Source organism: Streptomyces sp. NPDC021356 (genome assembly GCF_040641015.1).
GTDB lineage: Bacteria > Actinomycetota > Actinomycetes > Streptomycetales > Streptomycetaceae > Streptomyces.
Genome location: NZ_JBFACU010000032.1, coordinates 37,859 through 60,412, shown reverse-complemented (window position 1 = coordinate 60,412; position 22,554 = coordinate 37,859). Strand labels below are relative to the sequence as shown.

21 protein-coding genes and 1 pseudogene are annotated in these 22,554 nt (G+C 71.3%); 9 read left to right on the top strand and 13 right to left on the bottom strand.

Annotated features, from left to right (window positions below; translation table 11 throughout):
- The first annotated feature begins 42 nt into the window (after positions 1 to 42).
- A complete protein-coding gene (locus AB0G56_RS32590) occupies positions 43 to 693 on the top strand; it encodes a CatB-related O-acetyltransferase (protein WP_360976607.1) in 651 nt (216 codons plus the stop codon).
- 44 nt (positions 694 to 737) lie between these two features.
- Here AB0G56_RS32590 and AB0G56_RS32585 read toward each other — a convergent pair whose 3' ends face one another.
- On the bottom strand, positions 738 to 1,274 hold the full coding sequence (locus tag AB0G56_RS32585; RefSeq protein WP_360976604.1) for a hypothetical protein: 537 nt from the start codon (positions 1,272 to 1,274) through the stop codon (positions 738 to 740).
- A gap of 67 nt (positions 1,275 to 1,341) precedes the next feature.
- On the bottom strand, positions 1,342 to 2,202 hold the full coding sequence (locus AB0G56_RS32580; protein ID WP_360976601.1) for a LacI family DNA-binding transcriptional regulator: 861 nt from the start codon (positions 2,200 to 2,202) through the stop codon (positions 1,342 to 1,344).
- Between the two features lie 414 nt (positions 2,203 to 2,616).
- Here AB0G56_RS32580 and AB0G56_RS32575 point away from each other — a divergent pair, with 414 nt between their 5' ends.
- Complete coding sequence (locus AB0G56_RS32575) at positions 2,617 to 3,159, top strand: DUF4232 domain-containing protein (protein ID WP_360976598.1); 543 nt, start codon at positions 2,617 to 2,619, stop codon at positions 3,157 to 3,159.
- 290 nt (positions 3,160 to 3,449) lie between these two features.
- On the opposite strand, the gene AB0G56_RS32570 is transcribed toward AB0G56_RS32575, so the two are convergent.
- Both AB0G56_RS32570 and AB0G56_RS32565 read right to left on the bottom strand, forming a co-directional pair.
- Entirely contained in the window at positions 3,450 to 3,605 is a 156-nt protein-coding gene (locus tag AB0G56_RS32570; RefSeq protein ID WP_360976595.1) for a DUF6131 family protein, read from the bottom strand.
- Positions 3,606 to 3,814: 209 nt separating this feature from the next.
- Positions 3,815 to 4,174: a helix-turn-helix domain-containing protein gene (locus tag AB0G56_RS32565; RefSeq protein WP_360976592.1), complete on the bottom strand. Its 360-nt coding sequence runs from the start codon at positions 4,172 to 4,174 to the stop codon at positions 3,815 to 3,817.
- A gap of 105 nt (positions 4,175 to 4,279) precedes the next feature.
- Here AB0G56_RS32565 and AB0G56_RS32560 point away from each other — a divergent pair, with 105 nt between their 5' ends.
- On the top strand, positions 4,280 to 4,687 hold the full coding sequence (locus AB0G56_RS32560) for an STAS domain-containing protein (RefSeq protein WP_360976589.1): 408 nt from the start codon (positions 4,280 to 4,282) through the stop codon (positions 4,685 to 4,687).
- A gap of 111 nt (positions 4,688 to 4,798) precedes the next feature.
- Here AB0G56_RS32560 and AB0G56_RS32555 read toward each other — a convergent pair whose 3' ends face one another.
- Positions 4,799 to 5,743: a LysR family transcriptional regulator gene (locus tag AB0G56_RS32555; RefSeq protein ID WP_360976586.1), complete on the bottom strand. Its 945-nt coding sequence runs from the start codon at positions 5,741 to 5,743 to the stop codon at positions 4,799 to 4,801.
- 92 nt (positions 5,744 to 5,835) lie between these two features.
- On the opposite strand from AB0G56_RS32555, the gene AB0G56_RS32550 reads away from it, so the two are divergent.
- Positions 5,836 to 6,681, top strand: coding sequence for an alpha/beta fold hydrolase (locus AB0G56_RS32550; protein WP_360976583.1), 846 nt, complete (start codon positions 5,836 to 5,838; stop codon positions 6,679 to 6,681).
- Between the two features lie 442 nt (positions 6,682 to 7,123).
- On the opposite strand, the gene AB0G56_RS32545 is transcribed toward AB0G56_RS32550, so the two are convergent.
- From AB0G56_RS32545 to AB0G56_RS32535, 3 genes are all read right to left on the bottom strand, one after another.
- A complete protein-coding gene (locus AB0G56_RS32545) occupies positions 7,124 to 7,432 on the bottom strand; it encodes a hypothetical protein (RefSeq protein WP_360976580.1) in 309 nt (102 codons plus the stop codon).
- Positions 7,433 to 7,760: 328 nt separating this feature from the next.
- Positions 7,761 to 9,278: a HAMP domain-containing sensor histidine kinase gene (locus AB0G56_RS32540; protein WP_360976577.1), complete on the bottom strand. Its 1,518-nt coding sequence runs from the start codon at positions 9,276 to 9,278 to the stop codon at positions 7,761 to 7,763.
- Entirely contained in the window at positions 9,271 to 9,957 is a 687-nt protein-coding gene (locus tag AB0G56_RS32535) for a response regulator transcription factor (protein WP_360976574.1), read from the bottom strand. The genes AB0G56_RS32540 and AB0G56_RS32535 overlap by 8 nt, the downstream gene beginning before the upstream one ends.
- A gap of 150 nt (positions 9,958 to 10,107) precedes the next feature.
- Here AB0G56_RS32535 and AB0G56_RS32530 point away from each other — a divergent pair, with 150 nt between their 5' ends.
- Together AB0G56_RS32530 and AB0G56_RS32525 are read left to right on the top strand one after the other, a co-directional pair.
- Entirely contained in the window at positions 10,108 to 10,647 is a 540-nt protein-coding gene (locus tag AB0G56_RS32530; protein WP_360976571.1) for a PepSY domain-containing protein, read from the top strand.
- Between the two features lie 202 nt (positions 10,648 to 10,849).
- Positions 10,850 to 11,590 carry a class I SAM-dependent methyltransferase gene (locus tag AB0G56_RS32525; protein ID WP_360976568.1) on the top strand — a complete coding sequence of 247 codons (741 nt, stop codon included), beginning with the start codon at positions 10,850 to 10,852 and terminating at the stop codon, positions 11,588 to 11,590.
- Positions 11,591 to 11,908: 318 nt separating this feature from the next.
- On the opposite strand, the gene AB0G56_RS32520 is transcribed toward AB0G56_RS32525, so the two are convergent.
- Positions 11,909 to 12,778, bottom strand: a complete 870-nt coding sequence (locus AB0G56_RS32520; RefSeq protein ID WP_360976565.1) for an SDR family oxidoreductase — start codon at positions 12,776 to 12,778, stop codon at positions 11,909 to 11,911.
- A gap of 377 nt (positions 12,779 to 13,155) precedes the next feature.
- The gene (locus AB0G56_RS32515) at positions 13,156 to 14,049 is read right to left on the bottom strand and encodes a LysR family transcriptional regulator (protein ID WP_360976562.1); all 894 of its coding nucleotides are present in this window, start codon (positions 14,047 to 14,049) and stop codon (positions 13,156 to 13,158) included.
- Between the two features lie 103 nt (positions 14,050 to 14,152).
- Here AB0G56_RS32515 and AB0G56_RS32510 point away from each other — a divergent pair, with 103 nt between their 5' ends.
- The 3 genes and pseudogenes from AB0G56_RS32510 to AB0G56_RS32500 all read left to right on the top strand — a co-directional run bounded on the left by AB0G56_RS32510 (position 14,153) and on the right by AB0G56_RS32500 (position 16,406).
- On the top strand, positions 14,153 to 15,259 hold the full coding sequence (locus AB0G56_RS32510) for a zinc-binding dehydrogenase (RefSeq protein ID WP_360976559.1): 1,107 nt from the start codon (positions 14,153 to 14,155) through the stop codon (positions 15,257 to 15,259).
- A 148-nt stretch (positions 15,260 to 15,407) separates the two neighbouring features.
- Positions 15,408 to 15,692: pseudogene (locus AB0G56_RS32505) on the top strand (diadenosine tetraphosphate hydrolase); the annotation flags it as partial.
- Between the two features lie 234 nt (positions 15,693 to 15,926).
- Positions 15,927 to 16,406, top strand: a complete 480-nt coding sequence (locus tag AB0G56_RS32500; RefSeq protein WP_360976556.1) for an ATP-binding protein — start codon at positions 15,927 to 15,929, stop codon at positions 16,404 to 16,406.
- A 140-nt stretch (positions 16,407 to 16,546) separates the two neighbouring features.
- Here AB0G56_RS32500 and AB0G56_RS32495 read toward each other — a convergent pair whose 3' ends face one another.
- The 3 genes from AB0G56_RS32495 to AB0G56_RS32485 are packed head-to-tail and all read right to left on the bottom strand — an operon-like array spanning position 16,547 to position 22,549.
- Positions 16,547 to 17,071, bottom strand: coding sequence for a peptidoglycan DD-metalloendopeptidase family protein (locus tag AB0G56_RS32495; RefSeq protein ID WP_360976553.1), 525 nt, complete (start codon positions 17,069 to 17,071; stop codon positions 16,547 to 16,549).
- Between the two features lie 40 nt (positions 17,072 to 17,111).
- Positions 17,112 to 17,996 (bottom strand): peptidoglycan-binding protein, encoded by an 885-nt coding sequence (locus AB0G56_RS32490; RefSeq protein ID WP_360976550.1) that lies wholly within the window; start codon positions 17,994 to 17,996, stop codon positions 17,112 to 17,114.
- A gap of 47 nt (positions 17,997 to 18,043) precedes the next feature.
- Positions 18,044 to 22,549, bottom strand: coding sequence for a peptidoglycan-binding domain-containing protein (locus tag AB0G56_RS32485; protein ID WP_360976547.1), 4,506 nt, complete (start codon positions 22,547 to 22,549; stop codon positions 18,044 to 18,046).
- Positions 22,550 to 22,554 lie beyond the last annotated feature (5 nt).

Sequence of the window (22,554 nt, the reverse complement as noted above, 5' to 3'; positions counted from 1 at the left end):
GGACGGGCCCCGATCACCCGCCACCGACGAGGAATTCATCCCATGCCTGCGCCCGCGGACCCGACCCTCCTCCACCCGATGCCCGAGCAGCCCCGGGTGGTGCTGCTCAAGCCGTTGGTGAAGTCACCGCTGATCGAGGTCGGGGAGTACTCCTACTACGACGACCCGGAGGACGCCACCGCGTTCGAGACCCGCAACGTTCTTTACCATTACGGGCCGGAGAAGCTGGTCATCGGCAAGTTCTGCGCGCTGGGCACGGGCGTGAAGTTCCTCATGAACGGCGCCAACCACCGGATGGACGGCCCCTCGACCTTCCCCTTCCCCACCATGGGCGGCTCCTGGGCCGCACACTTCGACCTGCTCACCGGCCTGCCGAGCCGAGGGGACACCGTCGTCGGCAACGACGTCTGGTTCGGTCACGGTGCGACGGTCATGCCGGGCGTACGGATCGGACACGGCGCGATCATCGGCGCCGGCGCCGTGGTCACCGCCGACGTACCCGACTACGGCATCGTCGGCGGCAACCCGGCCCGCCTCATCCGCACCCGCTACGAGGCCCGGGACGTCGCCCGGTTGCTGGCGGTGGCCTGGTGGGACTGGCCCGCGGAGCACATCACCGAGCATGTGCGGACGATCATGTCGGGCAGCGTCGCCGAACTGGAGACCGCCGCCCCGCGCGCTCCGCAGGCGTGACGTCGTCGCGGGTTGCGACTTCCCTTCTGGGTCGGTCGTCCGCGTCAGGCCGCAGCGGCGGGGCGCTCGCGGAGGTGATCTCGGGTGGCCTTGGTGATCTCGTGCCAGAACGGCACGGCGGTCAGGTAGAGGCCCAGTGCGCTCAGGATGCCCAGGGAGACGTCCACGCTCACGCGTCCCTGTTTGGCCCAGTACACGTCCTTGAGATCGAGCAGCAGGGCGAACTCGTCGGCGACCAGTGCCGAACCCGCGCCGTACAGGGCGCCGATCCCAGGGTGGCCGACGTAGGGCTGGTCGCCGCGGACAGCCACCAGCCCGACGCCCGCGAGTGTGGCGATACCGAAGTTGTAGTGGTGCAGGTGCGTCTGGCCGGCGGAGACGTTCCCCCAGGGCAGCCAGCCGCCCCGGATGCCGTGGGTGATCAGCCGTGCCGCGCCGAAGGTGCAGCCGAAGCCGAGCCAGGCCGCCATGAGCGAGCGCTGGGTGGGCACGGTGTGGTCGTACAGCGCCCTGTGCCAGCGTTCCCGCAGACGGAGGCGCCGGTGGCTGTGGGAGGGCCGGGACGCGGGGACTGAGGGCATTCTGCGCTCCTGATCGTCGGCTGAGTGACCGGGGACCCACGCTGACGCGTCCGGACACCGGCCAGGCCTACCACCGAGCGCACAGGCTGATGCCGAGGCGTCCCCCGGACGGCGCAGCGCCGGGGACACCTCGGAACGACGCGGGTTCCTCCGCCGCCTCGACCTGCGGTGCGGTGAAACGTGCACGTCTTCCGTGCTGACAGAACAGACAGGCCATGCGGACCACGCTCCCGCGCGCCGACGGAGCACCACCCCGAGGGCACCCACGCGGCCGTACTCGGACCGGCGTGGCGACGGACGCGGCCACGCGCGGAGCGGTCAGGGTGGGCAGCCAGGATCGGTTGCCCGTTCCGCCCTGCGACGCTCCCGTGCGGTGGCTTCGAGGTCGGGAGTCCGGGTGTAGGCGAGCGTCCGGAAGTGCCGCGTCGCCGGCAGGGCGGTGTGTTCCGCGACGAGGGCCCGCGCCTGCTCGGTCAGCGGCGGCGACCAGCACGAAGGACGTGCCGTCCAGGGCCGGATCGGCCAGCGCGGAGCCGTCCGGGTGCGCGTCGCCGATGATGAGGCCGTCCACCCGGCGTTCCAGCACCATCCCGATGCGCCGGCGTTGCGTGGCGGGGTCGTCATGGGTATTGGTGACGAAAGCGGACAGGCCCCGCAGGGCCGCCTCCTCCTCCACCCCCTCGTAGATGGTGGCCACCACGATCTCCGACAGCCGGGGGAAGAGCACTCCGATCAGATTGCTGCGCCGCGTGCGCAGGCTCGTGGCGTGCGGGTTGGGCCGATAGCCGAGTTCCTCGGCCAGCTCCCGGATCCGTCGCGCCGTCTCGCCCGATGCCGCGCGGCCCTGTTCGCCGGTAGGCCCGTTGAGGACTCGGGAGACCGTCGATACGTGCAGTCCCAGCCTTTCCGCGATCCCGCGCAGTGTCACAGGACCGCCGTCGCCGCCATACCCGTCTCCCGCCTCACCGTCTGTCAACCGCCGCCCCCATTCTGCCCAACGGCCTCATCGGCGAGCCGGCCGCGCAGGCGCACCCGGCGGGGAGTGAGGAGGACCGAGTGCTGCTCCGCGGGTCGTCCCGGGCCGCCGCCAGAGGGCTGTACGGCCGCCCGTCGAACACGTGTGGCTGCGTGCACCACGCCTCCCCGGGTCGGGCCTCCTCCTCCCCACGACGCCGCAACGGCCCGCACCGAACGAGTTTCCGTACAGGGCCCCTCGGGAGCCCGGCCGCCGAAAAACGGTTCCCGGCGCACCGAACCACCCCCGGGTATCGCACATCTTCAGGAGCGTAGGCGCGCACTGACCTCGCGTGGCCGCTTCACATCCGAGGGGAAACCGAAACTCATGAAGAGCAAGCTGACCGCTGTGGCCCTGGCGGCCGTCGTCGTCGCCGGCACCGCCGCAACCGCCGTCCCGGCCTCGGCCGCCACCGCCAGGACCGGACCCACCCGCTGCCACACCGCGGACCTGAAGGCCGGCTTCGCCACGGGGGAGGACGCGAGGCCGGAGATGGGGCAGTCCAAGAAGCAGACCCAGGCGTACGTCTGGTTCACCAACCGGAGCAAGCGCACCTGCTCCCTCTCCGGCTTCGCCGGTGTCGACATGATCGGTGCTCAGAAGAGCGACGGTACCTGGTCGCTGGTGCGCTCCTCCAAGAAGCCCGTGAAGATGATCCTGGAGCGGGGGGCCACGGTGGACTTCAGCATCACCCTGCTGCCGGTGGCCAGGTCCACGCCGCAGAAGGAGAAGTTCGTTCCGGCGAAGTTCCTCGTCACACCGCCGAACGAGACGCAGCACTTCACTCTGAAGTGGCCGTTCGGTGGCCAGATCCTCAAGCAGGACGGGGCCACCCACCCGGCCACCTACCTCAACCCGGTCGGGCTGTAACCAGTTGGGCACGACGCCCTGCCCAGGTGGCGAACGGCGTCGATCGTATGCCGGGGGCCCTGGCCTTCCGGCTGCCCGTCGCGGCCCTCCGGCACGCACCGGCCTCGGACCTCGCATGACCGCCTGGTCCGCGTCCGTCGTGCCGGAGGAGCAGCAGAGCTCGCGGTTCCAGCGCCGCGCCCGCGGTCACCCCGGCCACACCGCCCGGCCGGACGTACAGCAACCGTACGAGCATGCGTCCGCGCCCCGAACGGGCTCCGACTCCCGATCCCGGCCCGCAGTAGTGGCGCCTACCAGTAGTGGCGCCGACCGCCGACCGCGTGTCCGACGGAGCCGAGGAGGAACAGGATGAGCCCGATGACGAGCAGGATGATCCCGATCGTCCACAGGATGCCGATGTGCAGGATGAACCCGACGATGAGCAGGATGACGCCAAGGGCGATCATGGTGCCCTCCTCTCTGGGCGGACGGCGTGGCGTCCGCTGATGGCAGCGCCTGGTGCGGCGGCGCCGGTTCCTCCCCGATAAGGTGATACCCGGACAAATCGTATTTATACCCCGGATGGGGCAGTGTCCCCTGACCTTGTCGGTGTCCGGCGGATCAGGCCTTGCCCGCAACGGGACGGCAAGATCGAGACAGGTCCGACGAGGCCCTGCTAGGAACCGTTGGCATTCGCCATGCGCGGCGAGCGGGGCGTCGGATTGGTGACGCGTTCGGTCTCGTCGCGCACCAGCAGGGAGAGCAGCGAGGCCACGGAGAGGCCGGCCTCCGCCGGGTGGCGCAGCACCTTGTCCGGCTCGATGCGGTAGGTGTTCGTGCGTCCGTCGCGGGTGTGGGAGAGGTAACCGTCCTCTTCCAGGTCGGAGATGATCCGCTGGACGGCGCGTTCCGTCAGCCGGCAGTGGGCGGCGATGTCACGGATCCGGATGTTCGGGTTGTCGGCGATGGCTGCCAGTACGCGCGCGTGGTTGGTGATGAACGTCCAGCCAGTGTGGGATTCGGGCACTGCGACCATGCACAGCATCTTAGATCACGTCATTGCCCGAACCCAGATACGTGACATACTTTTCGTGCAATCGCTGACTGGCTCCCGCGAGGGGGCGACAGAAGGAGCTCGAAGGTGCCTGGGGATGAGGTCCTGATGCCCGACATGACGAGCGCTGCCGGGAATGGCGGGCAAGCGCCGAAGCAGCCCGGCGGACGCGCTTCGGCGGGGGCCGCGGTGATGCAGTACGAACTGCGGGGAGCCTGGGTCGTCGTCGCGCACGGCGCCTACGACAGGCACTCGATCACGCCCCTGGAGACCGCGCTGGCCGTCGCCGCCGGGAAGTATCCCCGTGTGGTCCTGGATGCCTCCAGTGTCACCTTCGCCGACTCGGCACTGCTCAATCTGATACTCCTCACCCACCGGTCGGTCCCCCTGCGCGTCGCCGCGCCGCCACCCCAGCTTCGGCGGCTCCTGGAGATCACGGGGGCCGACACGGTCCTGGAGACACGGGCGACGGTGGAGGACGCCGTGGGCTCCTAGAGGCGGAGGCGGAGGCGGAGGCGGAGGCGGAGGCGGAGGCGGAGGCGGTGAGAGGGGTGAATGGCCCTGAGCGTGGCGGTCCGGCCGGACCGCTGCCACGCGGGACGCAGGTCAGGGGCCGTCCACGGGCCGGGGGCCGAGGCGGTGGTCGAGTGCGGCGCCGACGTCGGGGCAGTTCTGGCGGATGACGTCGAGGAAGGCGTTCAGCACCGGGGAACGTTCGCGGGCGGCGAAGGACAGGATCAGGTCGGGCAGAGGGGTGCGCGGGGTCACCTCGCAGAACCATGTCCCCCGTCTTGGGGCCGCCAGCATGCGGGAGGGCCCCAGCCCCACCCCCAGACCACAGGCGGCGAGCCCGATGATCGTGTGGATGTCCCTCGCGACGGTCGCGCCGGACAGTGCCGCAGAGTCCCCGCCCAGCAGGGTGCGCAACCCGGCGATGACGGTGGGCTCCTCGTCGCCGGGCGCCACGATCAGCGGCTGTCGCCGCAACTGGTCCGCGCTCACCGACGGCCGGCCCGCGTACGCGTGCGTGCTGCTCACGACCGCGACCAGGTGATCGTGTCCGATCGGGACCGACACCAGATGCTCGGCCCCGGCGCCCCGTGGCGGCCCGAGAGTGATCGCCACGTCCAGTTCACCGGCGACGAGGGCGGCTGTGCTGCGGCTGGTCGCCATCTCGTGCAGCTCCAGCCGTACCTGGGGACGTTCGCGGCCGAACCGGCCGAGGACGGCCGGCAGGGGTTCGAGGAGCGCCGAGGCGATGAACCCCAGACGCAGCCGGCCCGTCTCGCCGCGCGCGGCCCTGGCCGCATCGACCGAGGCAGCCGTGATCTCGTCGAGCGCTCTGCGCGCCCGGGCGAGGAAGGCCACGCCCGCCGCCGTTGGGAACACCCCCTGGCGAGTGCGGTCGAACAGCCGGGCCCCCACCTCGCGTTCGAGGTCGGCGATCTGCTTGGACAGCGGAGGCTGGGCGATGCCCAGGGCACCGGCCGCCCGGCCGAAGTGCTGGTGCTCGGCGAGAGCCAGGGCGTACCGCAGGTGCCGCGCCTCCATGTCAGCCTCCTCTCGATATCTTCTGAGTATCGCAGGGCCGCTTGCCAGATCTTTCACTGGATAGCCGGGGTCGGGGCACGTGGAATGCGGTCATGACAGACCTCAGCCCGCCCACCACCGTCTTCGTCCTCGTGCACGGCGCATGGCACGGCTCCGGCCAGTGGGCGGCGACGCAGCGCGCACTCGCCGGACTCGGCGCCGCGAGCACCGCCGTCGACCTGCCGGGGCACGGCTTCGACGCACCGCTGCCCAGCGGATACCTCCTGCCCGGCCAGCCGGGCCTGCTGACCGAGAAGTCCCCGCTCGCCACCGTGACGATGGACGACTGCGCCGACAGCGTGCTGGACACGCTGCGCCGCGTCCGCCACCACCGCCGTGTCGTGCTCGTCGCGCACAGCGCGGGCGGCGGCCCCGCGTCACTGGCCGCCGAGCGGGCGCCCGAACTCGTCGACGCGATCGTCTACCTGTCGGCCTTCGTCCCCGCCGGGCGGCCGCGGTTCTTCGACTACCTAGGCTCGCCCGAGAACGCCACGGCACGGGGACGGAGCCTCAACCTCGGCGACCCCGAGGAGCTGGGCGCCGTACGGATCAACCCGCTCTCACCGGATCCCGCCTACGTCGAGGAGCTGCGGCAGACCCACTACCACGACACGCCACCGGACCGCTTCGGCCGCTGGCGCTCGGCCTTGAGCACCGATCTGCCGCTGTCCGTCCCCACCACCCCGGTCACCGTGACCGGCTCGCGGTGGGGACGAATACCGCGGACCTTCCTGCGCTGCGCGGACGACCGGGCGCTGCCCCCGGCCGTGCAGGACCTGATGATCACGGAAGCCGACCGGGCCGTGCCCGGCAACCCGTTCACGGTGCGCACCCTCCCCGGCGGCCACAGCCCGTTCGCCGCCCGGCCCGGCGAACTCGCCGCGGCTCTGCTGCCGTGAGCGGCGGCCGCCTCGTGCTGCCGGTGGTGCTCAGCGCAGTTTGCCGCAGCCGCTCGACGTAACCACACCCGCGCCGCGGCTACCTGGTGAGATCGGCCGGTTCGTCGAGCCGGGTCAGCTTCTGCGGGTTGGACGTCGCAACGCGGGCAAGTCCTGCCAGAACCAGGCGAACGGGAACAGCGACTGGTGGGGTCACCCCCGCAACGGCAGCGGCCCCTACTGGTTCTACTGCGGAGGCAGCAACCACACGGAACTGTGGGTCCGTCAGCCCGTCGGCGGCTCCTGGGGATAAGCCCGGAGAGGCAGAGCAGCCGCGCCGCGGACGGGAGTTGTTCCACGCCGCGCGGCTCGCTCTCCCGCCCGCTCCCGAAGATGCCGGACCTCGCCGGGAGATGCTGGTCGTCGGCGACGGCGTCAACGGTGCCCCGGCCCTGGCCCCAGCTCACACCGGCGTCGTCATGAGGCTACCGAGGGAGGACCCGCCGTCGGTGCGCCGGCCACCGAGGTAGTTCGTGACCCGGTAGGCGTAGCCGCCAGGGGTGAGGTAGAGCGCGTGATCGGTTGCCCCGCGAGGGTCCCCGGGGGGCACCGCCACCCTGCCGAGGAGGATGGACCGGGGGATCGGCACCCGTACTTCGGCGAGGTTCGCCACCGCCTTCGGGTCGAGCGGTGCGCTGCGCAGCTCGAACTGCTCAGTGGTCCCCTCCGCCAGTTCGCGGGCTTCCGTCTGAATGCGCGTGGAATTGCTCATGGTGTCTCCTGCCGATCAGTTGTATTCCGGTGGCCCCGGGCCGCGACGCGAGGATGCCCGCGGCCTGTGAGTCCTTCGTCCCGCACGTCGGCTGACTGTCATCCTCGGGGCCTGCCGGCACGGTGTGTTCGGACGAGACCCACCGTGCCGGAGACTTCCTGAAGCCAGGCTGAAGTCACCTGAAGCCGTCTTCAGGTCGGGTCCGCGAGGCTGCCCGAACACGGTTACCGTCGTAGGGGACCAGGTTGGTCGGGCTGGGCCGGGTAGGCGATGTCGGCAAAGGTGGAGCAGTGCCCGGAGCGGCACATTCCGCAGCGGCCACCGGACGTCAGTGGGCGAGGGGGAGCCTGACCTGGAAGTCGGCGCCGCCGTCGGGGGCGTCGGTCAGGGTGAGGGCGCCGCCGTGGTGCTGGACGACGTCGCGTGCGATGGCCAGGCCGAGGCCGGCGCCGCCCTCGTCGCGCGTGCGGGCTTCGTCGAGGCGGACGAAGCGTTCGAAGACGCGCTCACGGTCGGCCGGGGCGACGCCGTGGCCGTCGTCGGCAACGCTCAACACGACCGTGCTGCCCACGGCCCGCACGGTCACGGTGACGGACGTGGCGGCGTGCCGCTGGGCGTTGTCGAGCAGGTTGCAGAGGACGCGCGACAGCTGGGTTCGGCTGCCCTTCACTTCGAGTGTGGTGTCGTCGAGGGCGACGGCCGGGGCGATGCGGTCGATCGTGGCCCGCCGGGCTACGTCCTCCCGTACGAGCGCGGCGAGGTCGATCAGTGTGCCGGTGGCGCGTTCCCCGGCGTCGAGGCGGGCGAGCAGCAACAGGTCGGCGGCCAGGTGCTGGAGGCGTACGACGTCCTGGTGCAGGTCGGCGGTGTCCAGGAGTTCGGGGTGCTGTTCGGCGACTTCCAGCTGGGTACGCAAGGACGCTATGGGGCTGCGCAGTTCGTGGGAGGCGTCGGCGACGAAGCGGTGCTGGCGTTCGACCGACTGTTCCAGCGCGGCGAGGGTGGCGTTGGTGGTGCGGGCGAGACGGGCGATCTCGTCGCGTGAGGCGGGCTCGGGGACCCGGCGGGCCAGGTCGCCGCTGCCGGTGATCTCGGCCATCTCCGCGCGGATGCCCTCCACCGGGCGCAGCGCCCTGTGGGTGACGAGCCAGGTGACGGCCGCGACGACGGCCAGCAGGAAGGGCAGGCCGATCAGCATGGCCTGGATGACCTGGCCGAGGGTGGCCTGTGAGTCCTCGAGCGAGGTGCCTGCGTAGACGGTGTAGGTGCGGTCGTCGTAGGTGGTTCCCCGGACCGCGGCGAAGGCGTAGTCGTGGAAGTCGTCGCCGAGTTTCAGGGTGAGGGTCTTGTGGTCCACGTCCGTGCCGACCTTGCCCCGGGCCGGGCTGCCGTCGCCGTCGTTGTCGTCGTCCTTGTTGTCGTTGCTGTTGTCCTTGCTGTCCTTGTTGTCCTGAGTATGGTCGTCGTGATGGTGGTCGTCGTCGCTTTCGTCGGAGGAACGGCTCGGGGCGGGGCCTCCGGGGGCCGGGGCGGGGGCATAGTCGGTGAGCGGGCCGTGTCCGTGCAGGTCGTCTCCGGCAGCCAGCACCTTGCCGGGGGAGCCGACGACCTGGACGGGATGACCGTCGTCCTCGGGCAGGTTCAGTGAGCCGAAGTTCCCGTGCAGCGCGGCCTGGGAGCCGGCCACCGTACGGGCGGTGACCTCCGACTCAAGGCCGGCCCGGTCGACGAGGTTGTGGCGCAGTACGGTGACGACCGCGATACCGGCGGCGACCAGGGCGACGGACACGACCAGTGTGGCGGCGAGCGCGGCGCGGGCGCGTACCGAGGCGAAGAGCCTAGACATGACGGCCGCCGTCGGATTCCAGCCGGTAGCCGGCGCCGCGGACCGTGGTGATGGAGCGCTGCCCGAACGGGGCGTCGATCTTGCGGCGCAGGGCGCTGATGTACACCTCGACGATGTTGGGGTCGCCGTCGTAGGCGAAGTCCCACACGTGATCGAGGATGTCCGCCTTGGACACCACCTGCCCGGCGTTCAGGGCGAGGTGTTCCAGGACGGCGAACTCCTTCGCGGTCAGCGTGATGTCGGTCCCGGCTCGTTCCACCCGCTTCGCACCGGGGTTGACGGTCAGGTCACCGATGCGGACGAGTGTGCTGCCGGCGCGGGTACGCCGGCGCAGCAGGGCCCGGATGCGAGCCTGGAGCACGACGTAGGAGAACGGCTTGGTCAGGTAGTCGTCGGCGCCGGTGTCCAGGCCCTCGGCCTCGTCGTACTCGCCGTCCTTGGCGGTGAGCATCAGGATGGGCGTGTCGTCCTCGGCCGCCCGCAGTTGGGCGCAGATCCGGTAGCCGTTCAGCCCGGGCAGCATGATGTCCAGCACGATCAGGTCGTAGTCCTGTTCCTGCGCCATGTGCAGACCGGTGACACCGTCGTGGGCGAGGTCTACGGCGAAGCCCTCGGCGGCCAGGCCACGGGCGAGGGCGGTGGCGAGGCGTTTTTCGTCCTCTACGATCAGCAGGCGCATGCCCTCCAGGGTCTCAGACCCTTCCTGAAGCAATTTTCAGGTCGCTTCAGCGGGGCTTCAGGAGCGTCGGCGCATGGTGTCCGCGTCCAGCCGACACGTCGGCATCCCTGCGGCACGGTCCGCAGGTTCGGAGGAAAGGACCCCCTCACGATGAAGGCCCTCAAGCGTTCCTCGGCCGGCCGTCGCCGCACCGTCGCAGCGGTGGTCGCGGCCACCGTCGTACTCGGTGGAGCCGGTGCCGCATCCGCCGTCGCGTTCGCGGACGACAACAACGAGAGGGACAGCGCCAGTACCAGCGCCGGCGCTGGCGACAACGCACATGCCACCGACGGCACCACGGCAGACACACACGACGACGACCACGACGACGACCACGAAGGTGACCACGACGGTGACGGCCGTGCCGGCGCCCAGGACGACTCCGTCGACGACCGTACGCTCGCCGCGAGCGCCGAGGTCGACCTGAAGCAGGCCGTCGCCGCGGCCACCAGGTCCCTCGCGGGCACCGTCACCGAAGTCGAGCTGGAGGGACAGCCGGGCAAGGCCGTCTGGAAGGTCGACATCGCCGACGGCCACGACACCGGGACCGAAGTCACCGTCGACGCACAGACCGGCGAGGTCACCCCCGCCCTCGTCCGCCAGAACCACATGGAGGACGAGGGAACGGACCACGACCGTGAAGACGACTGACACACCGTGGGGTCACAGACCGCGGGCGGAGCCGGTCCGCCTTCGGCCCGGTCCTGCGTAGCTGCGTGCCGCACTGACGGGGCAGGGCAGGTGAGACTGACGACCGACGCCCTGGTCCCGGACCGCTCGTCGCCGGCCGGTCCTCGCCTGAAAGGCGATATTCGCTGGACAGGGCTGAGGGACAGCGGCAAACGTGGGGAGCATGCAGCAGCAGATCTGGGACGCGGACACCGCCCAGGGCTACGACACACCCGGTTCCGGTATGTTCGCGCCGGAGGTCCTGGGGCCGGCCGTGGAACGTCTTGCCCGGCTCGCAGGGGAGGGAACAGCGGTCGAGTTCGCCATCGGGACCGGCCGGGTGGCCATTCCGCTCACGAAGCGAGGAGTACCGGTCACCGGCATCGACCTGTCACTGCCGATGGTGGAGCAATTGCGCTCCAAGGTGGACGAGGCGACGGTCCCGGTGATCATCGGTGACATGGCGACCACCGTCGCGCCGGGGGAGCACACCCTGGTCTACCTCGTCTACAACACGATCTCCAACCTGCTTGCTCAGGCGGAGCAGGTCGAGTGTTTCCGTAACGCCGCTCGTCATCTCGTGCCCGGTGGACGGTTCGTGGTCGAGCTCTGGGTGCCTGAACTGCGTAAGCTCCCCCCGGGCCAGGCCGCCACTGTCTGGCAGTCCGAACCCGGCTATATCGGTCTGGACACCTACGACGTCCTGCGACAGCAGGTCGTGTCGCACCACTTCCGGTTCGACGAGACCAAGCAGGCACGGCTGTTGCGCAGCCCGCACCGCTACATCTGGCCGGCTGAACTCGATCTCATGGCGCAGTTGGCCGGGTTCGAGCTGGAAACCCGGCACGCGGACTGGACCGGCGCCGAGTTCACGGCCGAGTCGCGTTCTCATGTCTCCGTGTACCGGCTTCCGGAGACGCAGTAGCCTCGTCCGGGCCGCCGGCCACCGGTTCACGGCGACCGGTCGGGCCACGTCAGCCGGTCAGAGGGGTGTCATCCGTTCGAGGCAAGCGGTGGGGGCGCTCGGGCGAAGGGCCCGTAAAGCTCGCAGGAGGGGGCCGCATCGCCGGCAGCCGGCGGCGGCCCTTCCGCAGCGACAGCGCCGGAGCACACACTGCTCAGCACGGGGCCAGGACCGCGCGACCGAGGCGCGAACCACCCGATCGCTGCCCACGTGGGAGGCGGGGCGGCTCCGCCTCTGTGGCGAAGTGCCCCGGCGCGGCCGTAGGCGACAGCCGACGGGTCAGGGGCGGGGTGCCGAGCCGGGACCGGGGCGCAGTACCTGCTGAAGCGAGGCGGCCGGGTGGCCGGTCAGCTCGCTGATGGACGCCGTCACCTGGGCGAGGGATCCGTCTCCGATCGCGGTGTAGGTGGAGACCCAGGCGTCGAGCTGCCAGTCGGGAGCACCGTGGCCTCCGCGGGAGGCGTAGGCCTCTTCGAGCGTCTCTGGCACGTAGGAGACGGGGCGTCCGGTGGCGGCGGTGATCGTGGCCGCCACGTCGGTGAGGGTGAGCGCCTGGGGGCCGGTCAGTTCGTAGGCGCGGCCGGTGTGCGGGCCGGGATCACGGAGCACCGCGACGGCGGCGTCGGCGATGTCGTCCTGAGCGACGACGGCCACCCGGCCCTCGCCGGCGGGGCCGCGGATGACGCCGTCGCCGCCGACGAGAGCGGGCATGAAGTCGGCGTAGAGGTTGTCGCGCAGGAAGGTGAAGGGCAGGCCGCTGGCGCGGATGTGCTGCTCGGTGTGCCAGTGGTCGCGGGCCAGGGTGAAGGTGGCATCGGGCGCGGCGCCGTAGAAGGAGATGTACACCAGGTGCGCGACGCCCACTGCGGCCGCGGCGTCGACGAAGGCGCGGTGCTGCTGGAGGCGGTGGGGGGACTCCGAGGCGGAGACCATCAGGACGCGGTCGGTGCCGCGCAGGGCGTGGACGAGGGCGTCGTGGTCGCCGTAGTCACCGGGCACCGCGGTGGCGCCGGGTATCTGGGGTGCGCGGGCCGGGGTGCGGGCCAGGAGGGTCTGCGGGATGCCGGCGGCGGCCAGGCGGCGGGCGATGCGTCCGCCCAGGCGGCCGGAGGCACCGGTGACGGCGTAGGTGGCCTCGCTGGGTGCCATGGGTTCTCCGTAAGTTGTTAGGCGGCCCGGGAGGGCCGGGTGTGGCTTATGGGCCCTTGCGGGCGCGGTCGTCGAGATGGTCGGGGACGCCCGGGTGTCCCTCGTCGATCCGTATCAGACGAGTGCGAGGCCGGTGGCGGGTGACACGCTCGGCGCGGAAGCGGATGACGCCGGGTGCGTTGAACCCGGCGCCGCCCCCCCACCGGCAGGCGGGCGTCGGAGGGCAGGAAGGCGGGCTGGTGCCGCCGTGCCCGTCGAGGGCGTGGGCGGTCGATCGCAGCGCGACGGGCGAGTCGGCGGCGTCGATGAATCCGGGGGACGCGGGGATGATCGCGCGGACGGTGACCGGGGTCGGCCGACCGCCCCGGCGGCACCTGTCAGACGGTCGAGGTGATCGCTCGGGTGACGGCCGTGATCGCCGGGGTGGGGCGGCCGGGGAGGCGCGCCACGAGAACACGGCGGATCTCACGTGGCACGCCTTCGACGTGTACGAGGCTCACCCCGGGCGGTAGCACCGGCGAGAGCCGGGACGGCACCGTCGTCACTCCGAAGCCGCCGGCGACGAGCTGGAGTTTCGTCAGCCAGTCGCGTGCGCGGTGGACGATGTGCGGCCGTCCGGGCAGGCCGGGCCAGACACCGAGCAGTGGCTCGGCGTGCGACGACGGGGTGGCGATCCACGCGGCGTCGACCAGTTCGTCGACATGCACCGTGGTGCGGCCTGCGAACTTCCCCATCGAAGCCGTCGCCAGGACCAGTTCGGTGTCCACGGCGGTCTCGACGTGCAGGCGCGGCGACTCACCGTCCAAGGGCCGGTGGGGTGGGCGGGACGTCAGTACGGCGAGGTCGATCGAGCCTGCCCGCAGCGCCCGGACCAGGGTGGGCGTGGTGCCCTCGGTCGTGGTGACCGTGATCTGCGGGTCGGTTGCCGCCAGCCGGGTGAGCGCGGCGGGCAGGACGACGGCGCCCGCGCTCAGGAACAGTCCGAGTCGCACCGGTTCGGTCCGTGGGACGGTGCCGGTGAGCTCGGACTCGGCCGCCGCGAGGCAGTCCAGGATGGTGCGGGCGTGGCGCAGCAGGGTCAGGCCCGCGGGGGTGAGCCGCACCCCGTCGGGGCGGCGGTCGAACAAGGTGGTGCCCGCGCTCCGTTCGAGGGAGACGGCCTGTCGTGAGACCGCCGACTGCGTGTAGCCGAGCCGGGCGGCGGCCGCGGTGAAGCTGCCGGATTCCGCGATCTGCTGCAGGACCCGCAGGCCCGTACTGGAGATGTCCATGCTGTGTACGCATACCACACATGCGCGATCGTCGCTTCCCGCATGGCCCGTCGAACTCCTAGTGTCGATGCCGAAGGACTTGGACGAACATGGAGGTCATCGCATGCGAGCAGCAGTACTGACGCGGTTCGGCGCCCCGCTCACGGTGCGGGAGATACCCGACCCCGAGGCCGGCGGTGGTGAGGTGGTGGTCGAGGTGCTGGCCACCTGTGTCCCCCCGTACGCGGCCGAGGTCTTCGGCGGCGAACGCAACTACCCTCTGGTCCCTCCTGTCGTGCCCGGGGTCGGCGGCGTGGGACGGATCGTCCACGCCGGCCCGGACGCCACCCGGCTGAGCGCCGGCGACCTGGTGTGGTGCGACTCCACCGTGCGCTCGCGGGACGACGCCCTGACGCCCGACATCACGCTCCAGGGGTGGAGCTCGCGCGGCGAGGGCGGCGCGCGGCTCGCCCAGTACATGCACGACGGGGCGTTCGCCGAACTGATGCGGGTCCCGACGGAGAACGTCTTCCCGCTGCCCGCCATGGCTGGGGACGACCCGGCCCGCTGGGCCGCGCTCAGTGTGCACACCATCTCCTACGGCGGGCTCCTGGCAGGCGGGCTCGCGGCCGGTGAGACGCTGCTCGTCAGCGGGGCCACCGGCAATCTCGGCAGCAGTGCCGTCGCGGTCGCGCTCGCGATGGGGGCGGGCCGCGTGGTCGCGCCGGGCCGCAACCGGGCAGCGCTCGACCTCCTCGCCGACCGGTTCGGTCCACGTGTGCGCCCGGTGCAACTGACCGGGGACGAGGCCGCCGACCGGGCGGCGATGTCCGCGGCGGCCGACGGCCCGATCGACATGGTGATCGATATGCTCCCGCCGAGCGCCCCCAGCTCCGCGGCGCGTGCGGCGGCGATGACCGTGCGCGAGTACGGTCGTGTCGTCCTCATGGGCGGCGTCGGCATGCTCGGAGGCGACGACCTCGCACTCCCCTACCCGTGGATCATGCGCAACTCGGTCACCGTGCGCGGCCAGTGGATGTACCCGCGCACGGCGAACGTCGGCATCATCCGGCTCCTCGCGTCGGGCGCGCTGGACCTCGCCCCCGAACACGTCCGGTCGTTCGGCCTCGGCGCCGTCAACGACGCCATCGCGTACGCCGCCTCGCACGGTGGCCTCTTCGACCGCACCACCCTCGTCCCGGGGGCGGCTGTCAGGCCCCCGAACAGGTGACCACGACCGCCGTGCGCACGCTGGGCCGCGCCCGCGGCCCAGCGTGCGGTCGGGCCGCATGAACGCGCTCACGGTGAGACGCCTCCGATACCGGCAGTCGGTGATCCGACCCCGCAGTGGCCGTCCTCCGGCTGGAAGCAGGCCGTTGCTGTCCGGCATGGACCAGCTCGGAGAAGCGGTTGAGCGGGCCTGCCGGCGGCTGGACCCCGGCTTCCGCCGGGTCAATCGGGAGATCCTCGGCAACACGGACCCGTTCTTGCATGCCCACGTCTGGCCGCGGTTCGAGTGGGAGCCGGCCGAGCTGGTGGGCAAGCCGGTGTGGCTGTATCCGCGTGACCGGTGGAGTGACGAGCGGTACAAGCTCGGCCCGCAGCACGATCTGCTGCGGGATGCGATCGGCAGCGAACTGGACCGGCTGCGGTCGATGCCCTGACGGTGTGGGCCCCCGGCCGTCAGGTCGCAGGGCCCGGGTTCAGTGACCGGCGGTGGACGTCACAGAGTCCTTTGGCAGCGGAAACATGTCGGGGACGGCCGTGAGGACGGAGGGGCGGGCCGCTTCCGCACGCTCTCCGGGGGGCAAGGAGCCGACGGCGGAAAGACGAGAGGTGTGCGCCGTGCAAGCGCGGGTACGCGCGCGGGAGTGAATGGGGTAGTGAAGGCGGCAGTAGTGGAATCAGTGCCTGTGGGCGATGACGGCACCCCACCGGGGGAGCAGGTCATACAGACCACGGCGGCCCTGGACGGGGACGGCAGGGACATCGCCCAGGCCCGCCGCCTGGCCGCCGGCTTCCTGACTCGTGCGCAGGCCGAGTACGGCCTGTCCGTCTCCCAGCGCGCCATGGACCTCACGCAGCTGGTGGTCAGCGAGCTGGTCACCAACGCCCGCAAGTACGCGCCCGGGCCGGCGCTGCTGGACCTGCGTATCCTCGGCGACGTGGTGGAGGTCGAGGTGTGGGACTCCGACCCCGTGCTGCCGACTGCCAGGGCCGCGGACGCCGGGCGGGTCGGCCAGCACGGACTGGAGATCGTGGCTGCCGTCGCCCAGGGCTTCGCGGTGCGGCGCGAACTGGTCGGCAAACGCATCACGGTCCGCATCGCCCTGCTCGACGCTCCCGGCGACACCCACGCCGGACGCCGGCACGTGTAGGCGCAGGGACTTCACACGAGTCAGCCGGAGCTGGGGGACCGGCACGGCTAAGCGGTCGAACGTCAGGCGCGGCGCCGCGTTGCGGGAAAGCCGCGTGGGCCCGGGCGGGCCACCCCAGGCGGTGGCGAGCCGTCGGTGTGTCAGCCGACCAGCGGTGGTGAGCCGTCCTGCGTGAACGTCACCGTGGTGACGGTGTCCGTGTTGGCCGTGTCCAGGAAGAGTTTGTACAGGTCGACGCCTTGGTAGGTGCCGCCCGGCGCGCCGCCGATGATCTCTACCAGCGCCAGATGGAGATGAGGCGGGGTCGGGTCGAACCTCAGCACGGTGCCCAGCAGGTCGCCCCTGCTGACCGGGGAATCGACGGCCAGCTCCGGCGGCACATCGGTGAGATGGGTGTAGAAACCGCCCATCATGTCGTTCGGGGCGCGCATGAACAACTGGGCTCCGTAGACCTTCTGCGTGTCCGCACCGGGGTCGTGCGGCGTCAGCTTGGTGATGTGCGCGTCGAAAGCGGCGAAGATCTGTGTGCCTTCGTCCGCGCCCAGGTCCATGCCGAACTGGATGTACCAGTTCGGTGGCTGGTGGCCCCCCTGGTTGGGCCCTCCGAGACCCCCGGTGAAGCCCGACGGGAACGGATTGGAAAGGTCGATGTCGAACGAAGCCATCGTGGCCACCTCTCAAACTTCCTACGGATCTCCTGACGGATCACACGGAAAGCACGTCGAAGCCCGCGCCGGCGAGCTGGGACCCCAGAGCGCTCACCGTGGCCGCGTCGTCGAACTGCCCGTTCGCCGGGTCGATTCCGTTGGCGGTCTGGAACGCCTGGACCGCGGCCCGCGTACTGGGACCGTCCGCGCCGTCCTGCCTGCCCGGCTTGAATCCGAGAGCCAGCAGGGCACCCTGTACTCCGAACACGTCGGACAGCTGCATCGCGATCTGCTCCACGGGCTGCCCCTGGTCCGCGACCGCCTGTGCCAGCAGGAAATGTTCCCGGTCGAGCTTGTTGCGGATCTGGATGGTTCCCTCGTCCGGAGTGAAGTGGCACTCGTCCGCGGCACCGTTCCAGTCGTTCCTGGCGACAGCCGCCCGGAACACGGGGAAGTCGTTCAGCGTCGGTCCCAGTGCCCAGCACATGCTCAGGGTCGCCAGCTGCGCATTGGCCGGCCAGGCGGCGAAGCCGCTGAACTCCGTACGGGAAAGGAGGGTCGCCTCCATCTGGTCGAGCTTGGCGAAGACACCTCGGTCTATCTCGTCGTCGTCCACGTGCAGGGAGGTGAGCGGGGGTCTGAAGGCGTTGTGCCCCTGAGGTGCCAGTTCGAGATGCCCCTTGACGGCGTCCCAGTCGGCGGCGACCTGGTCGGCGGTGGCCTGCGAACCGTCGTCGTTGACCAGCCACCGGAACTCCCGCGCCTCGGCCAGCGAGCGTTCGCGCTCCTCGGCGGTCGGCGCCGAGTCGGGTTTCTCCGTCTCGTCGATCTTGTTGCCGATGCCGGTGCTCACCCAGCCCTTCTGGTCCAGGTACATGAAGCCCACCCGGCCTTCGAGCGGATCATTGAACCCGATCCAGTAATTGCGCACGCTGTCGAACATGGCGCTGTCTCCTCTCCGTCCTGGCCGGTCACGCGCCTGCCGCCCGCTCAGTGGTGGCCGAACCCGCCCGGTCGGCCGAACCCGCCCGGTCGGCCGGGCCCGTCGTGATCGTCACCGTCGTCCTCCGATCGGTCGTGCCGGTCCTCCCCGTCGCCCCTGCCGTCTCTGTCATCGCCGTCGTCATGCCCTCCCTGACCGGGCGGGACCTCCACGGTGTCGCAGTAGATCACCGGCCCCTCCGGCGCGGACGGCGTGTTCACCGGCCCCTGGGGCGGCAACGGGGGGTGTCCGTCGGCCGGCACACCCTCGGTCTCCATGACCAGCAGGCGCAGTGGTGCGTCCCGCCGCTCCGGCGGCACCGGGACCTGGCCGGTGTAGAAGGGCCGGTGGGAGGACTCCGCGTCGATCGAGGTCAGTGGGGTGACGGTGTCGTCGAGGGTCACCCAGCCGAGGTCTTCGTCGGTGACGACGTCGTGCCGGCGTTGCAGCGCGGCGGTGATCCGGGGCGGCTGCGCACCTGTGGGATCCCAGGAGGGGCCGGTGACGCTGACCGACAGTGGCCGGCCGAACTTCACCGTCAGCTCTCGGTCGGGCAGGGTGCGGACCAGGTCGGCGAGGACGACGGACGAGATCTCGGCTCCGGGGATCGAATCCGGCTGGTAGCGGACGAGAGCGAGCCGGAGGAAGGGCAGGCAGGCGTCCGCGGTGTCCAGTTCCAGGTCGCAGAACCAGCGGCCGCCCTCCTCGTCCGCGTCGAACTGCGGAGCGAAGCCCACCACCGTGACGGGCAGCGTGCCGGTGGGCGTGGGAAGCGAGAGTTTCGCGGGCGGACTCACGGCGTTGGTGAACGTCTCCGCGGTCGGGGCGACGACGGGGGCCGAGCGGTGCAGGGCGTCGCGGCCCATCAGGGTGACCCAGGCATCGCGGACGGAGTCCGGGTCGCCGCCGGGCGGCTCGCCGAGGACCACTCCGAGCAGTTCGCCGTCTCCTGAGGAGAACCACGGGCGCTCCAGGTACACCCGGACACCGCCGCCGTGCCGGCGTCTGACCATCGCGCCGGACGGCCCGTCGCCCTGCTCCAGGGAGAGCGTGGGCATGCAGTACAGCAGGCGCGGTGCCGTGGGCGGTGCGCTGCTGAGTACCGAGTACTCCTGTGCCGCCCCCTGTACGGTGAGATCGTTCTGGCCCGGGTCGGCGAACTGCGCGGGGAAGCAGTCGCCGAACCCGCTGCCCGCCAGGGGGCGGTAGCGCACCGTCCGGTGTCTGGTGTCGCCGAACTCGTGCTTCCCGATGAGGGGCGGGGTCTTGTCGGTGACGGACTTGTCCTCGGCCGCCTGGGTGCTGAAGGACAGGACACCGTTCTGGAGGAGTGCGGGTTCGCTGCCGGGGGTCCCGGTCCGGCTCGCCCGCGCCGTCAGCAGTCCGAAGACCGGGGCGGTCATCGTGCGGCTGTCCCGGCCGGCCGGGCCGGCGTCCGTCACCTCCGACCACTCCGCGACCAGGTCGATCCGGCCCGTACTGTCCTCGTCGAGCGCGACGGTGCCGGCGAGGTGCTGGCCGGTCGCCTTCTCCGGACGCGGCGGCTGCTGCGCCAGGCCAAGCACGGGGGTCCGCAGAGGCTTCTGCACGGCGTGGACGAGGGTCAGGTCCTGCCCCGGGGTGAACATCCAGTGCCCGCCGGCCGAGGCCAGCGCCAGCACCTGGTCGGCCGGTTGCGGCACGGGACCGGACCCCGACGCCGGCATCGGTGTCTGCCTGAACCAGGTGGCCAGGCCCATCACGTCCTCGTCCAGATCGATCCCGGAAGACACCTGGACCACCGCCACGGCCCCCTTGGGCAGCAGGACCGTCAGCACCCTGGACGCGTCGTCGAAGCGAGGCGGCCCACTGCCCTCGGCCAGCCTCAGCCGGAAGGACTGGGGCCGATGCCAGACGGGGCCGTTCCAGGGGACGAAGAACGGCTGGTCGGCGGGCATCCCGGGCAGGCCGAGGAAGACGGCTCCCGAGGAGAGCGGTTCGGGGAGATAGGGCAGTTCGACCTGCTCGCCGGTGTGCAGGGCGGTCGTCGGCGGGTGGGCGGGGTCCGCGGTCGGTGAGGTGATCGGCGCGGGCCGCACGTCCGGCCCGGTCACGTCGTTCAGCGAGCCGCTCTCCCGCACGGCCAGGTCGTAGACCGCGTCCTGGACGCCGTGGTCGCTCGACCCGATGGCCTCGTCCAGCAGCCCGTGGCGCTCCACACACTGCAGCGACGCCTTCGGTGCCACCAGGTGGCGTTCGTCGCTTCCCTGGTACGGGGCGTGGCCCCCCGTGGTGACCAGCGGCGACCCGTTGAAGGCCGCGGCGTACTCCTCCGCGGCGGTGCCGCCCGACGGTGCCGTAACGGCGCCGCAGTCGACGGTGAAGCCGTTCTTGCGGCCCAGCTCGGTGAGGGACTGGCAGCCGGGGTTGCCGTCCGCGTCGCTCCCGGAGAATCCCTGAGTGCGTTGCTCCTCGGCGTAGGCGGCCCTGGTCAGGTCGCCGAAGACGCCGTCGGCGCCGCCCGGAAGGGGGTGGCCGTCGGCGATGAGGGCCTGCTGGACGGTGCGGACGTCGTCGTTGGTCAGCTGGAACTGGACGCGGGAGAGCAGGACCGGTGCCGTGGTCTGCGGTGCGCCGGGAGCGTCAGCCGGGGGCGGTGCGGGGCCCGGGCTGCTCCGGATCACCATCCGGTAGGGCGAGGCGCCCTCTTGCAACGGCAGCCGGGGTACGACGGCCGGCGCGAGGACGGGCTCGAATCTCTGGAACCGCAGCAGTCCGGCAGAAGGAAGCGTCAGGTCCTCCGGATCGGTCGGAGCCGGGGCCGCGGGGTCCGTCAGAGCCGTGGCCTGTGCGGCGTCGAGGCCGTTGCCCGCCAGGTCGACGGTGCGCAGCCGCACCCGGTAGCCGGCCCCGAAGCGCAGCCTGGGCAGGGAGCCGGGCCGCGCCCTGACCGTGATCTCCAACGGTACGCCCGGCCCGGCGTCGTTCTTCGGGGGCATGGGCGGCTTGGGGGGTTTGCCGGGCTCCTCCTCCGCGGAGTCCAGCACCAGGCCCGGACGGTGGGCCGAGAGCGACCATCCGTCCCAGGTGGCCAGCTGTTCGGGTACGTAGAGCGTGGAATCGTCGCGTGAGGAGACCAGGTGCTCCTGGAAGAAGCCCTCGTCCGAGACGGTGAGCAGCAGCGGTCCGGAGTCCCGCCCGCGGTACTCCACGTCGCGCTCGTGCAGGGAGAACCACGTGTGCCTCTGGTCGTCCCAGATGTCCATCCGGTGGCCGCGCACCACGTCCTCGGCGAACAGTTCGGGGGCGGCCGCGTCGTCGTCCGGGGGCTGGGCGTCCGGCGGGGCGACCTCGGGGTTGTTCTTCGCGAGCACCCCGGTGAAGGCCCTGTCGTGCACTTCCGCGCGTGCGAACTCCGGGGGCAGGTTGGACACGCGCTGGTTCTGGGACAGCGCTATTCCGGGCGTGCGCACAGGGCTCAGGCCGACGGAGTCCCCGGTGGCAGCCAGCATGCCCAGGGCGACGGCGTCGAAGTCGGTCTGCTCCCAGATGAAGTTGTTCTCCCCCGCTTCGTCCCGGGCTCCCAGGGCGACCAGGCCCCGGGACGGCGGCGGCAGCGGATCACCGGGTGTGGCCGCCTTGGCCGCGGGGACGAAGACGTGCCGGTCCGGGAGGAAGACGTAGTGGGTGCGGGAGGAGACGTCGTGCGGGTCCGCTTTCGGTTCGGGCGGCCACAGGGGTACGACCGTGAGCAGCCGTTCGCCCGAGGAGACGGGGAGGCGATCGGCGGGCAGCAGGAAGTCCAGGACGAGCCCGAGCCGCCTGAGCAGCGCGGGGTGGTCGCCCAGATGGGTGAGCAGTTCATGGAAGTCGGGAGGCTTGGCGGTCACCGGCTGCGGCGCGCCCCGGTCGGTGTCGCCGGCGACCTTCTTCAGCGGCGCGTTCGAGTGGAACCTCTTCAGCAAGGCCAGCTCCGCCAGGTCGGGGCCCTGCGACCCGGTCGTCGTTTCGAAGGGCTTGGTCGGGCTCCCGGATCCCTGTCCGTGCGGGGTCTGCGAGGCCGGGCTCTGGGCGTTCAGCGCTCCCCACGTCGAGGGCGGACTGTCGGGCCACATCCGGCCCGCGCCGGCGTAGGTCCGCTTGGTGAAGTCGCGCACCTCGGCCACCGAGTAGCTGCGGACCTCCCGTGAGCTGGTGTCCGGAGTGCTGAAGGTGTACGGCTCCAGTCGCGTGTCCGCGGGGAAGACGCTCGCCCACAGGGCGGGATCGGGCGCCGGGCCCTGCGGCCGGAGGCTGCCCGTGAAGACCGCGGAAGTCCCCGGGGTGCCGTTCTCCGTCGCGAACTGGAAGACGGCCGCACCGACCTTCCCCGGCCAGTCGAAGAAGTCGTGGAACTGGCTCAGTGTGCCGTCTGTCCCGGGCTCACCGGAGGCGTTCAGCCGGGGGGTGATGAAGACGGACACCCTGGCCTGGGTGCCGTCGTCGGACAGGCCCGCCGGCAGTACGGTCCAGTTGATGTGCTGGTCGATGGGCATGGTCG